General features: G+C 65.7%; 10 protein-coding genes. All 10 read left to right on the forward strand.

The features are described 5' to 3' along the window. Positions 1-41 precede the first annotated feature (41 nt). From G394_RS17710 to argC, 10 genes are read left to right on the forward strand one after another with little or no spacing between them, the layout of a single operon-like run. Entirely contained in the window at positions 42-794 is a 753-nt protein-coding gene (locus G394_RS17710) for a MogA/MoaB family molybdenum cofactor biosynthesis protein (RefSeq protein WP_084435251.1), read from the forward strand. Then, positions 784-2,427: a sensor histidine kinase gene (locus tag G394_RS0102880; RefSeq protein WP_028576367.1), complete on the forward strand. Its 1,644-nt coding sequence runs from the start codon at positions 784-786 to the stop codon at positions 2,425-2,427. Before G394_RS17710 ends, G394_RS0102880 begins: the two co-directional genes overlap by 11 nt. Further along, positions 2,424-5,516: a UvrD-helicase domain-containing protein gene (locus G394_RS0102885; protein WP_028576368.1), complete on the forward strand. Its 3,093-nt coding sequence runs from the start codon at positions 2,424-2,426 to the stop codon at positions 5,514-5,516. The genes G394_RS0102880 and G394_RS0102885 overlap by 4 nt, the downstream gene beginning before the upstream one ends. Further along, positions 5,513-6,223, forward strand: a complete 711-nt coding sequence (gene cbiR / locus G394_RS17715; protein ID WP_051306904.1) for a cobamide remodeling phosphodiesterase CbiR — start codon at positions 5,513-5,515, stop codon at positions 6,221-6,223. The genes G394_RS0102885 and cbiR overlap by 4 nt, the downstream gene beginning before the upstream one ends. Further along, positions 6,216-6,725, forward strand: a complete 510-nt coding sequence (locus G394_RS0102895; RefSeq protein WP_028576369.1) for a bifunctional adenosylcobinamide kinase/adenosylcobinamide-phosphate guanylyltransferase — start codon at positions 6,216-6,218, stop codon at positions 6,723-6,725. The genes cbiR and G394_RS0102895 overlap by 8 nt, the downstream gene beginning before the upstream one ends. 7 nt (positions 6,726-6,732) lie before the next feature. After that, a complete protein-coding gene (locus G394_RS0102900) occupies positions 6,733-7,758 on the forward strand; it encodes a DHH family phosphoesterase (protein ID WP_028576370.1) in 1,026 nt (341 codons plus the stop codon). 30 nt (positions 7,759-7,788) lie between these two features. Beyond that, a complete protein-coding gene (polA, locus tag G394_RS0102905; protein ID WP_028576371.1) occupies positions 7,789-10,359 on the forward strand; it encodes a DNA polymerase I in 2,571 nt (856 codons plus the stop codon). Positions 10,360-10,386: 27 nt separating this feature from the next. Then, positions 10,387-11,559 carry a pyridoxal-phosphate-dependent aminotransferase family protein gene (locus G394_RS0102910; protein WP_028576372.1) on the forward strand — a complete coding sequence of 391 codons (1,173 nt, stop codon included), beginning with the start codon at positions 10,387-10,389 and terminating at the stop codon, positions 11,557-11,559. A gap of 10 nt (positions 11,560-11,569) precedes the next feature. After that, on the forward strand, positions 11,570-11,869 hold the full coding sequence (locus G394_RS0102915; protein ID WP_028576373.1) for a DUF1844 domain-containing protein: 300 nt from the start codon (positions 11,570-11,572) through the stop codon (positions 11,867-11,869). Between the two features lie 9 nt (positions 11,870-11,878). Then, positions 11,879-12,928 (forward strand): N-acetyl-gamma-glutamyl-phosphate reductase, encoded by a 1,050-nt coding sequence (argC, locus tag G394_RS0102920; protein WP_028576374.1) that lies wholly within the window; start codon positions 11,879-11,881, stop codon positions 12,926-12,928. Positions 12,929-12,932 lie beyond the last annotated feature (4 nt).

Below are 12,932 nucleotides of genomic sequence, written 5' to 3' on the forward strand. Positions count from 1 at the left end.
TAGCGATAGGCGTCGACTCTGAAAGAAACAAAGGGGATGGGATGCGCATAACCTGGAAGAACCCTTGGCAGCCGGGACCCGTGATCATCGCGGTGGGCATGGACCATGGCCTGGCTCACGGCCTTATCGATACGGCGCAGGAACTGCGCGCCGGGGATGTTTTGGATGATGGCGCATGCCGCGTGCAGGTGGAGAACAGGATCCGCCTTTGCAGCGCGGACGGCCTGTGCCTCGCTGCCTGGACCGGACAGGCCTCGGGAGCCGTCACGGCCGGCGAAAGGGACTGTGCCCTTTCCCGCAGCGGATTTTCCCTGGCCTGGATCACCCTGAGCGACAAGGGGTCGCGCGGCGAGCGTGTGGACGCGAGCGGACCGTGCATCCGCGATACCGTCGCCGGGGCCATGGAGCTGAGCCTGGCCAGGGGGGTGATCATCCCGGACGAGCCGCTCATACTCAAGGCCGCCCTGGTCGACTGCTGCCTGAACCACGGCTTTGACCTCGTCTTCACTACGGGCGGGACTGGAGTGGGGCCGCGCGACATCACGCCCGAGGCGACACTGCCCCTGCTGGACAAGAGGCTGCCGGGCTTCGAGCGGGCCATGACCCTGGCTTCCCTGGCCAAGACCCCGCACGCCGTCATTTCCCGGGCAGTGGCCGGGACCATGGGGAAATCCCTGGTGGTCAACCTGCCGGGCAGCCCCAAGGCCGTGCGGGAAAATCTGGCGGCCATCCTTCCGGCCCTCAGGCACACGGTGGAAAAACTCCAGGGAGACCCAAGGGATTGTGGACAATAACCCCGAGCTGACACCCTCCGCCGAACTCAAAAGCTTTTTCGTCAAATTTTCCGTGATCCGTCTCGGAATCATGGTCTTTCTTCTCATGCTGGCCGTGTCCGAAATCCTGAACCTTTCGGATCGGGGTCTGCGGCTGGAAGTCGACAGGGATGTCCAGTACATTCTCTTCTTCGCCTCCGGGTTCGCTCTGAGCGTCGCCTATCTCCTGGCGTCGAAACGGTTCATCGGCTCCATGGCCCTGTTCCGCTTCCAGCTCACCGCGGACCTCTTCCTGACCACGTGGTGGATTGTGCTGACCGGCGGGTCGTTCAGCGCCTTCATGATCCTCTACATCCTGTGCCTCTTCTTTTACGGCCGCATCGTCGGTTTCCAGACGATCGTCTTCTCCTCCCTCGTCGTCTGGGTCCTTTTGTTCCTCATTTCGTGCGTGCAGTTCTATTTTCCCGGGCTGTGGGGGCAGATGCACATCCGCGGTTCCGATCTGGCCTACAACTACAGCCTGTTCACCCTGGCCCTCATTCTGGTCGCCTCCCTGGTCAAACTGAGCCGCACGGCGGAAAACAGGCTTCTGCAGCGTCTCATCGAACAGGAAGGGGCCCTGCGCAGGTCCGAGGAAATCAAGTACCGCGTTTTCGACTGGCTCGACGCGGGCCTGCTGGTGGTCGACGACGACCGGCGCGTTACCAGCATCAACCAGCGGGCCCTGGACTGGCTTCCTGGTTACGACCGCAGCCGGGCCATCGGCGCGCTGCTCGATTCCCTCTATCCGGAGTTCGTTCCCTTCTGGGGGGATCGCCGCAAATCCACCCGCCGCCACATGGTCGTGAGCACGGACCGCGACCTTGTCTTTGGCTTCAAGATGACGGAGCTGCCTGAAAACCAGGGCTGGATGATCCTCTTCTCGGACATCACCGAAGTGCAGAAGATGGAACGCCAGATCAAGGAAATGGAGAAGATGGCCAGCGTGGGCGAGCTGGCCGCCGGCCTGGCCCACGAGATGAAGAACCCTCTGGCCGGCATCAAGACGAGTCTGCAGCTTCTGCTGTCCGACGATCTGGAGAAGGACTTCTCGGAGCGCCTCTCAAGGGTCATCCTGCGCGATATCGACCGCCTCGACTTCCTGCTCAAGGATTTTCTCATCTTCGCCCGCCCGCAGGCGCCAAGCCCAGATCACCTTGTTCTGGGCGAAGAGATCGAGCATGTGCTCATGCCCCTGCGCCTGCAGCATCCCCGGGTCAGGATCCGCGTCGATGTCGGTGACGCTTCCTGCCCCTTCGACCGCAACCAGTTTCATCAGATCCTCGTCAACCTGCTGGTCAACGCCATGCAGGCCCTGGAAGATGCGGACGACCCCGAGATCGTCATCTCCGCGTCCCGCGAAAACGCAAAATTGGTCCTTTCCATTTCCGACAATGGCCCGGGGCTGAGCCAAGGCGTCGAAGAGAAGTGCTTCGACCCCTTCGTCACCACCAAACCCGTCGGATCGGGGCTGGGCCTGGCCATCGCACGCCGCCTCGCGGCCCAGAACGGGACCTTCATCGACCTGCAGAACAACCCTTCCGGAGGGGCCAGGGCCGTCCTGGTCCAGGATGAATCATTTTTCCGCCCCCGAGCGGACCAGGATGCACCGTGAACACCTACATCGCAGACCTCCACCTCCATTCCCGGTTTTCGAGGGCCACGAGCAAGAACCTGACGCCGAGAAACCTGGTGGCCTGGGCCGCGGTCAAGGGCATCGACGTGCTGGCCACGGGAGACTTCACGCATCCCGGCTGGATGGAGATGATCCAGTCCCAGCTTGAACCGGGAGAGGACGGTCTGTTCCGACTGCGCGAGGCCAAGGGCCTGGAGGCGGAGCTGCCCTGGTTTTCCGGCAATCTCGACGCCTCGGGCATCCGCTTCGCGCTGTGCACGGAGATCAGCTCCATCTACAAGCGCGGCGGCAAGGTGCGCAAAGTCCACAACCTGGTCTTCATGCCCGGCCTGGACGCGGCCCTGAGGTTCAACACTCGTTTGGCCCAGGTCGGCAACCTGGCCTCGGATGGGCGGCCCATCCTTGGGCTTGATTCGCGCGACCTCCTGGAGATGGTCCTGGAGACGGACCCGCAGGCCTATCTCATCCCGGCCCACATCTGGACGCCCTGGTTTTCCGTCTTCGGTTCCAAGTCCGGGTTCGACCGCATCGAGGACTGCTTCGGCGATTTGAGCGGCGAGATTTTCGCCCTGGAGACGGGCCTGTCGTCGGACCCCGAGATGAATTGGCTGTGGAGCGCCCTGGACCGTTTCTCCCTGGTCTCCAACTCCGATGCCCATTCCGGGGAAAAGCTCGGCCGCGAGGGCAACATCTTTTCCGGTGAGATGTCCTTTGCCGACATGCGCCGCGCCCTGCGCCGCGAGGAGGGGAGCGCGCGCTTCGAAGGCACCCTCGAATTCTATCCCGAGGAGGGGAAATACCACCTCGACGGCCACCGCAAGTGCGGGGTCATGCTGGAGCCCGCGGAGTCCGCTCGGCACAAGGGCCTGTGTCCGGTCTGCGGCAAGCCTCTGACCATCGGCGTGCTGAACCGGGTCTTTGCCCTGGCGGACCGGGCCGTGCCCGTGCGGCCGGCCCACCAGCCGTCCTTCACGTCCCTGGTTCCCCTGCCGGAAATCCTCTCGGAGATCCTCGGGGCCGGGCCCGCGACCAAGAAGGTCCAGGGCATGTACAACCAGCTCATCCGGGACTTCGGCTCGGAGTTCGCCATTCTGCGTTCAGTCCCCGTGGAGGATCTGCAGCGGTCCTCGAAGATGCTGGCCGAGGCCCTGCGCCGGATGCGCCATGGGGCTGTGTACCGCCACAGCGGGTATGACGGCGAGTTCGGGCGCATATCCATGTTTTCCCCCCAGGAACTGCTCGAATTCAGGCACGGCCGCATGCTGTCCATGGCCGCTCCGGTCGCGGAGGCCGAGGAGGTCGGGCAGCGCTGGCGCAGACCTCAGGGCCAGGCGGCCCCGAAGCGCGAGGAACCCCTGCAGGAACCGAACGAGATGCAGCAAGCCGCCATCCTGGCCGGGCCGGGTCCTGTCCTTGTCCTGGCCGGGCCAGGCACGGGCAAGACCCAGACCCTCATGGGCCGGGTGCGGCACCTGCTGGACCAGGGAGCGGACCCGTCGCGCATATTGGTCCTGACCTTCACCCGCAAGGCCGCGCGGGAGCTCAAGGACCGCCTGCAGCGCGCCTGCCCGGCCGGGGCGGCCCTGCCCAAGGCCGACACCCTGCACGCCTTGGCCCTCGAATACTGGGCCCGCGTCATGGGCGAGGCGCCCATCCTGCTCTCGGAGGAATCGAGTCGGCGCCTTTTCGCCGCCGCCAACCCCGAGCTGCAGGGCAAGGCCCTGAAGACGGCCTGGAACGAGCAGTCCCTGGCCCGGGAGAATGGCGTGCGCATCCCCGGCGAACAGACCCGCCGCTACCTGGACCACAAGGCGCGCTTCAACCTGGTGGACTACACCGATCTGCTCGAATTCTGGTTCGAACACCTCCAACTCGGGCACCATGTCCCGGACTGGGACCACGTGCTGGTGGACGAGGTGCAGGACCTCTCGCCCCTGCAGATCGCCCTGGTCACGGGCCTGAGCGGAAAGAGCGGCCGGGGTTTTTTCGCCATCGGCGACCCCAACCAGGCCATCTACGGCTTCCGCGGCGCCGTGCGCGACATCGAGACGCGGTTGCGCGGCATCTGGCCCGACATGCGCAAGGTCAGGCTGGTGCGCAACTACCGCTCGTCCCAGCAGATCCTCGACCTGGCCGCGAGCCTCTTCCCCGAACGGGAGTCCCTCGTGGCGCAGCTCGGGCACGTTGCGTCCATGACCCTGTTCGAGGCCCAGAGCGCGGACCAGGAAGCGGGCTGGATCGCCTCGCGCATGCGCGAGCTCCTGGGCGGCACGGGCCACTGGCAGGCCGACGCTCACGGCGGGGCCGCGCTCTCGCCGGGCGACATCGCCGTGCTCGTGCGCCTCAAGGCCCTTGTCCCGCCCATCGTCAAGGCTCTGGAAGGCGCGGGCATCCCTGTGTCCGTGCCCGAGCAGGAGCCGTTCTTCACGGACCAGCGGGTGGAGGTGGTCATGGGCATCGCCGGCAACGTGCTGGGCATGCCCGAGGCCGTGCAGCAGGAATTGCCGCCCTGTCCCGAGGCCATCGTCGAGAAGGGGCCCCTGGCCATGGCCGTGCATCTTTCGCTGACGCCCCCCTTCGACGAGCTGTTCTGGAAGAGCCGGGCCTTTCTTGATCTGGTCAAGGCCCACCAGAGCTTCGGCGGCTGGCGGGGCCTTCTGAACATGGTCCGCCTGGAGACGGAGCTGTGCGCCATCAGGTCCAGGGCCCAGAAGGTCCAGGTCATGACCCTGCACGGCGCCAAGGGCCTGGAGTTCGAGGCGGTCTTCCTGCCGGGCCTGGAGGAGGGCATCCTGCCCTTTGCCGGCATGGACATGCTGCTGGGCAAGACCGTGGAGGACGGGGTCGATCTCGACGAGGAGCGCCGCCTGTTCTACGTCGGCCTGACCAGAGCCCGGTCGTCGCTTTTCATGAGCCACTGCGCCAGCCGCCGCATGTTCGGCAAGACCTTCAAGCTCGGCCTGTCCTCCCTGGTGCGCCGCCTGCCCCAGGACATGCTGCGCAAGAGCGCCATCCGCCGCCACGTCAGGAAGAACGAGCGGCAGCTGAGCCTCTTTCCGGCCCCATGAGCTTCCGTCTGGCCGCACCGTCATGCGTCATCCCCGACCGGGTCGGCCCCAACTGCCTCGCTCTGGCGCCCCTGGTGCGTGAGGTCGCGCTCATGCTCCTCGAAACGCGGGGCTGTCAGGATTACGACGAGCGCGACCTGCCCCCGGACCTGCCCGACCTGGGCTTGTCCTACCATGCCCATCTGCCCGTGGACCTGCCCTGGGAATCCGGCCCGGACGCGGTCTGCGGGGCTCTGGAGGCCATCGAGCAAAAAATTGCCTTTCTGCATCCCTGCGGGTATGTGCTCCATCCTCCGCCTCCCGGGGAGCTGACGCGGTTGGTGCGCCGGCGGCCCGATCTGGCGTCGTCCCTTCGCATGGAAAACAGCAGAGACAGCGACCTGAGGGACATCTGGCCGGAAATCGAGAGCCTGGGCCTGGGCGTGTGCCTGGATGTGGGGCATCTGGTCAGCTATGGACAGGAACGCATTTTGCAACTCCCCGGTTTCCTTGAGCGCGTGCGCATGTTGCACGTCTACGGCGGGGAGTCGGGCCGCGGTCACGCCGCTCTCGAAGACCTGCCCGATCCGGGGCTGCTGCGCGCCATCCTGGGCTCGGTGCGAGGGGACTGCGTGCTGGTGGCGGAGCTTTTCCGGCTGGATGAGCTGACGCGGTCCTTGGGACTGCTGCGTTCATGGCTCGACGCATGGGGGATGGATCATGATTGAGCTGGTGCTGGGCGGCAACAAGTCCGGCAAGTCCGATTTCGGCCTGGAACTCCTGCGGGCCGCCCCGAAGCCCTGGACCCTCGTGGCGACGGGCAAGTCCCGGGATCTGGCCTTCCGGGAGCAGATCCGCGCCCATCGCCTGGACCGCGAGCCGGACATCGCGGTGCGCGAGGCCGACACGGACCTGGCCGCCGCGCTGCGCGGGCTCTCGACCCTGGGCGGCGGGATCCTGGTGGACAGCCTCGACTTCTGGATGTTCGCCCTCTCGAGTCTGGACGCCGCGTCCGGGAAAGTCCGGCGTGAGGAACTGCTGGCGGAAATTTCTTCCTGGCGCGGGGGAAAACTGATTCTCGTCTCCACGGAGATGGGCCTTGGTCCCCTGGCCTACGACGGCACCGTGCGGGCATTCGCGCGGGATCTCGGGCAGCTCAACCGCGAAATTGCCAGCATCAGTGCAAGTGTGTATCTGGTGGTTGCCGGTCTGGCCCAAAAACTGAAGTGAGAAGGTCATGGCATATTTCAGAAAGCTGGATCCGAAGCTCGCCAAGCTTCAGGAATTGCTGAACAAGAACGAGCGTTGGCTGATCCTCATCAATGCCGACCCCGACGCCCTGGCCTCGGCTTTGGCCCTGAAGCGCATCCTGGCCGGCCGCGTCGAGCAGGTGGCCATCGCCCATGTCAACGACATCACCAGGCCCGACAACCTGGCCATGATCCGGCTCCTGCGCATCGCCACCAAGAAGCTGACGCCTCCCCTGGCCGCCCAGTACGACCGCTTCGCCCTGGTGGACTCCCAGCCCCATCACCACCCCGATTTCGCAAACATCAAGTTTTCCGTGGTCATCGACCACCACCCCAAGGTGGCCGGCACGCCCGTCGATGCCGACTACGTCGAGATCGTGTCCGAGTACGGCTCCAACTCGACTATCATGACCGAATATCTCTACAACCTGGACCTGCGGCCCGGAAAGCTCCTGGCCACGGCCCTGCTCTACGGCATCAAGACCGACACCCAGAGCTTTGAGCGCGAGTTCCACGACAACGACATGAAGGCCTTCCGCTACCTGTCGAAGTTCTACAGCAGGCCGCTGCTGCACAAGATCATCCGCTCGGAGTTCCGCCTGGAGTGGCTCAAGTACTTCACCCAGGCCTTCCGCAAGATGCGGCTCATGGGCAACACCATCACCATTTTCATGGGCAAGGTCGACTCGGCCGACATCCTGGTCATCCTGGCCGACTTCTTCCTGCGCGTGCACGGCCTGTCCACGACCATGGTCAGCGGCATCAGCGAGGACAAGCTCGTGATAGTGTTCCGCGGTGACGGCCTGCGCCGCGACATGGGCAAGTTCGCCAAGCGCCTGTTCGGCGACGTGGGCTCGGCCGGCGGGCACAAGTCCATGGCCCGGGCCGAGATCCCCATGGAGAAGCTGGGCTGCCAGCACGCCAGCCAGTTCATCTGGGAGCGCCTGCATAGCAGTTCCGAGACAAAGAAAAAGAAAAAGGATCCGGAGAACGGCCAAAACGGCTCCGCCTGACGGGCCGACCTTCCCCGGACCGGAGGGCGCATGACTTTGCAGACACGGCTCGGCCTGAAGACCGAGCCCCTTTTTTTGATCGACGGCCACGCCTTCATCTACCGCGGCTTCTACGCATACCCTGATTTCAAGCGCTCGGACGGGTTCCCGACCAGCGCCATGTACATCATCTTCAAGCTCGTGCTGAAGCTCTTGCGCGAGGAGAAGCCCACCCATCTGGTCTTCGTCACCGACGGGCGAGGGCCCACCTTCCGCAATGAACTCTACCCCGACTACAAGGCCCACCGTCCGCGCATGCCCGAAGGCCTGGCCGCACAGCTGGAGCCCCTCAGGGACGGCCTGCGCCTGCTGGGCGTCCCTGTGCTTGAGGCCCAGGGCTGCGAGGCCGACGACTGCATCGCCTCCCTGGCGGGCCGCTTCAAGGACCGGAGAAGCATCGTCATCGTCGGAGCGGACAAGGACCTGCGCCAGTGCCTGGACGAGGATGTGGTCATGTGGGACCCGGCCCAGGGCAAGGAGAAGATCATCACCCTCGGCGACTTCACGCAGGAGACGGGCCTCACCCCCGGCCAGTGGGCCGACTTCCAGGCCATGATCGGCGATTCGGCCGACAACATCCCGGGCATTCCCAAGGTCGGTCCCAAGACGGCCATGGGCTTCCTGCGTCGCTTCCCGAGCCTGAATCTGCTGAAGGACAATTTCGACCGCCTCACGGCCAAGGAGCAGACTCTGCTCGGGCCGCACATGGATCAGGCCTTCGTTTACCGGCAGCTGACGACGTTGCGTACGGACGTGTGCACGGAATACGGCCTGGACGACCTGGCCGTAGGGCGGGTGGACGACGCGGCCCTGGAGTTTTTCCGGGAATACGAGTTCCGTTCCCTTCTGTCCGAGTTCCAGTCGCTGGCGGGAACCAAGGCCAAGCCTGCGGCAGCGGGCGGCGGTTTGTCCGGGGCCCCGGAGCCCGAGGCCCCGTCCCGGACGCCGCGGGTCGAACCCCGCGTGGTTTCGGAGCTGGGACCCATGGCCGGCCGCGAGGTGGGCCTCTTCGGAGAGTCCGGCCGCTGGATCCTGGGCACGGACGTCAGCGAGCTGCTTTTCATGGGGCGGGACGCGGAGCTCGGCCGGGCCCTGACCGGGGCGCGCGTGCACGTGACGTCGTACAAGACCCTGCTGGAGCTGGGCCGCCCCGACCTCTCGGGCTGCGCCGAAGTCTTCGACATTGAGCTGGCCGCCTACCTGCTGAGCCCCGAGGAGCGGAACTATTCCCTTGAGCGCATTCGTGACGGCCTGGGCGAGGAGATCGAGGTCCACCCCGAGAATCTGGGGCAGACCGTGCTGGCCGTGGGCCGGGTGCTGCGTTCACGCCTGGCCGGGTCGGAACTGCTCGGGCTCCTCAAGGGGCTGGAGCAGCCCCTGACCGAGGTCCTGGTGCGCATGCAACGTCGCGGTATCCGCATCGACCAGGCCAAGTTCCGCGATTTCCTGGACATGGTGCAGGCCGAGCTGGACCGGCTGACCCAGAGGATCCACGACCAGGCCGGCGGGGAGTTCAACATCCGCTCCAGCCAGCAGCTGGCCGACGTCCTGTTTTCGAAGCTGGGCCTCAAAAGCAAACAGAAGACCCCGGGCGGCGCCCAGTCCACCTCCAGCGCCGTGCTGGATGGCCTGGTCGGGCAGCACGCAATCGTCGACGACATCCAGGAGTACCGGATGTACGAGAAGCTGCGCTCGACCTACCTCGAGCCCCTGCCGCAGCTGGCCGACGCCGAGGGGCGCATCCACACGACCTTCAACCAGCTGGCCACGGCCACGGGCCGACTGTCGAGCAGCAACCCCAATTTGCAGAACATTCCCATCCGCGGCAGCCTCGGTCCGCGCATGCGGTCCTGCTTCGTGGCCGCGCCGGGCAAGGCCCTCGTGGCCGCGGACTACTCCCAGATCGAGCTCAGGGTCCTGGCGCACATGTCCGGCGACCCGACGCTCCTGGACGCCTTCGCCGCGGGTGACGACATCCATGCCCGCACGGCCAAGATTCTGTTCGACAAGGCCGAGGTCACGCCCGACGAGCGGCGCAAGGCCAAGACCATCAACTTCGGCCTGCTGTACGGCATGGGGCCGCAGAAACTCGGCCGCGAGCTCGGCATAAGCCTCAAGGAGGCCAAGGAGTTCATCGAGGTCTACTTCAGCAAGCTGTCCCGCGTGCGGCAGTTCTACGAGGAGATCGAGGAGGGCGCCCGGTCCGTCGGGTACGTGACCACCCTGGCCGGGCGGCGGCGCATGCTGCCCGACATCAATTCCCGCAACGTCAACCTGGCCCAGCAGGCCCGGCGCATGGCCATCAACACCGTGGTCCAGGGCTCGGCGGCCGACATCATCAAAAAGGCCATGCTCGAAGTGGACAAGAGCAGGGTTATTGGCGAATTAGGCGCGAGCCTGATCCTGCAGATCCACGACGAACTCCTGTTGGAGGTCCCGCAGGACGCAGCCCGTGAGGTCGGTCAGGCCGTGGCTGCCGTCATGAGCTCGGTCTACGACCTGTCCGTGCCGCTGGCCGTGGACTGGGGCGTCGGCGCGGACTGGAGCGAGGCGCATAAGTAACCATCAAATTTCATTGGACATACCGGTATGTTGAACAAACTTCGATTGCTGACACCCGGACCGACGCCCTTGCCCGAAGAGGTCCGCCTGGCCCTGGCCAAGGACATGATCCACCACCGCAAGCAGGATTTCGTGCGCGTCATGGAGCGCATCCAGCCCGGTCTGCAGTATCTCTTCGGCACCTCGCAGCAGGTCCTGCCCCTGTCCTGCTCGGGCACCGGGGCCATGCACGCGGCCGTGACCAACCTCTTCGCCCCGGGCGAGAAGGTGCTCGTGGTCGAGGGCGGCAAGTTCGGGGAGCGCTGGCGCGAGATCGCCGAGTCCCAAGGGCTGGCGGTCACCTCCCTGGTGACGGAGAACGGGCACGCCGTCACGGATGCGGCCGTGCGGGAGGCTCTGGACGCCGACCCGTCCATCGCCGCCGTGCTGGTGCAGGCTTCGGAGACCTCCACGGGAGTGCTGCACCCGGTGCGTGAGCTGGGTGCCGTGACCAGGGACAGAAACGTCCTCCTGGTGGTTGACGGCATCTCGGCCGTGGGCATCTCGCCCTGTCCCATGGACGCCTGGGGCGTGGACTGCCTGCTGACGGGCTCCCAGAAAGGGCTCATGCTTCCTCCGGGCCTGGCCCTCCTGTCCCTGAGCGCGCGGGCCTGGGACAAGGTGCGCGCCGTGGGGCCCAAGAACTTCTATTTTAACCTGCTGGCCGAGCGCGACAAGAGCCTGGCCAACCAGACGCTGTTCACCTCGCCCGTGAACCTGCTGCAAGGCCTGGCCGTGAGCCTGGACTTGTTCCGCGAGCAGACTCTGGAGGGCGTGTTCCGCAAGCAGTGGGCCATGACGGCCATGGTCCGGGCCGGTGCGGCCAGCATGGGCCTGGAGCTGCTGGCCAAAACGCATTTCACCTGGGGCCTTACATCCATCAGGATGCCCGCCGGCATCGACAGTTCCGTGGTGCTGAAGGCCGCTGCCGAGCAATGCGGCGTGGTCATGGCCGGGGGCCAGGGTGAGCTGAAGAGATGCGTGGTCCGCCTCGGCCACATGGGACACGTGGACTGGGCCGACGCCCTGGCCGGCCTGCACGCCCTGAAGGTCGGGCTCGCCGCGGCCGGCGGCTACAGTGCCGCCAGGTCGTACATGGAAGATGCCATGGCCGCCTACGACGGGGCCCTGGAAGAGGGATATCCCGGAATGAAGGCCTGAAGGAGACGTTATGAGCGAAGAGAAGAAAACTGAATACGAAGACCTGACCTGCGGCTGCCCGGAACTGCCGCAGCTGGATTTCGCCACGTTCGTGCTGTCCATGAGTTCGTCGGCCCTAGTGCACCTGGGCGAGGTGCCGGAGCCCGAGACGGGTCAGATGATGGAGAACCTGCTGGCGGCCAAGCAGACCGTCGACATCCTGTGCATGCTCCAGGACAAGACCAGGGGCAACCTGACGGACCAGGAAGCCCGCCTGCTCAAGGACATGCTTTTCGAACTGAGAATGAAATACGTGCAGAAGGCGAAATAGGAGACAGGCATGGCAAAGCGCGTCGGACTGGTCGGGGTGACCGGCTACACGGGAATGGAATTGACCCGCATCCTGCTGGACCACCCGGGGCTGCAGCTGACCCAGGTCACCTCCCGCAAGGAGGCCGGCCAGCCCCTGCGGAAAATTTACCCCTTCCTGCAGGGCACGGAGTTGGGGGACCTGGAGATCACCGCGCCGGACAGCTCCTACCTGGCCGAAAATTGCGACCTGGTCTTCCTGGCCGTTCCCCACGGCACGGCCATGGAGATGGCCGCCGAGCTGCGGGAGAAGGGGGCCAGGGTCGTGGACCTGAGCGCCGACTTCCGCCTGCGCGACCGCGAGGTCTACGAAAGCTGGTACGGCGTGACGCACACCCGCGAGGCCCTGCTGCCCGAGGCCGTCTACGGACTGCCCGAACTCTACGCCGAAAAGATCGCCGGCGCCTCCCTGGTGGCCAACCCGGGCTGCTACCCGACATCGGCCATCCTGGCCCTGTACCCGGCCCTGCAGGCCGGCCTTGTTTCGGCCGACGACCTGGTCATCGACTCCAAGTCCGGCACCACCGGCGCCGGTCGCAAGGCTACGGTGGGCACGCTCTTCTGCGAGGTCTCCGACACCTTCCGGGCCTACAACCTGACCAGGCACCGCCACACCCCCGAGATCGAGCAGGAACTGGGCCTGGCCGCGGGCCGGGAACTCCGCCTGTCCTTCAACACGCACCTTTTGCCCATCAACCGCGGCATCCTGACCACGGCCTACGCCAAGCTCGCGCCGGGCGCGGGATCAGAAGAGGTCCGCGCCTGCTATGAGAGCTTCTACGCCGGGAAGAAGTGGGTCCGGCTGCTGCCGGCCGGGACCCTGCCCGAGACGAGGTGGGTGCGCGGCACCAACTTCTGCGACATCGGCCTGGTCACGGACCCGCGCACGGACCGCCTCATCGCGCTCTCGGCCATCGACAACCTCTGCCGGGGCGCGTCGGGCCAGGCCGTGGCCAACGCCAACCTCATGCTCGGACTGGCCGAGGATGAGGGATTGCCCCGGGCCGCCCTCATGCCGTAGGCAG

It is taken from the genome of Desulfomicrobium escambiense DSM 10707, from assembly GCF_000428825.1.
Lineage (GTDB): Bacteria > Desulfobacterota > Desulfovibrionia > Desulfovibrionales > Desulfomicrobiaceae > Desulfomicrobium > Desulfomicrobium escambiense.

What these genes read in the sequence shown, in the direction of transcription:
- G394_RS0102915 (WP_028576373.1), top strand. Translation starts at nt 11,570, where the DNA reads ATGAGCGAAGAGAAGAAAACTGAATACGAAGACCTGACCTGCGGCTGC.
- polA (WP_028576371.1), top strand. Translation starts at nt 7,789, where the DNA reads ATGACTTTGCAGACACGGCTCGGCCTGAAGACCGAGCCCCTTTTTTTG.
- cbiR (WP_051306904.1), top strand. Translation starts at nt 5,513, where the DNA reads ATGAGCTTCCGTCTGGCCGCACCGTCATGCGTCATCCCCGACCGGGTC.
- argC (WP_028576374.1), top strand. Translation starts at nt 11,879, where the DNA reads ATGGCAAAGCGCGTCGGACTGGTCGGGGTGACCGGCTACACGGGAATG.
- G394_RS0102900 (WP_028576370.1), top strand. Translation starts at nt 6,733, where the DNA reads ATGGCATATTTCAGAAAGCTGGATCCGAAGCTCGCCAAGCTTCAGGAA.
- G394_RS0102910 (WP_028576372.1), top strand. Translation starts at nt 10,387, where the DNA reads ATGTTGAACAAACTTCGATTGCTGACACCCGGACCGACGCCCTTGCCC.
- G394_RS17710 (WP_084435251.1), top strand. Translation starts at nt 42, where the DNA reads ATGCGCATAACCTGGAAGAACCCTTGGCAGCCGGGACCCGTGATCATC.
- G394_RS0102895 (WP_028576369.1), top strand. Translation starts at nt 6,216, where the DNA reads ATGATTGAGCTGGTGCTGGGCGGCAACAAGTCCGGCAAGTCCGATTTC.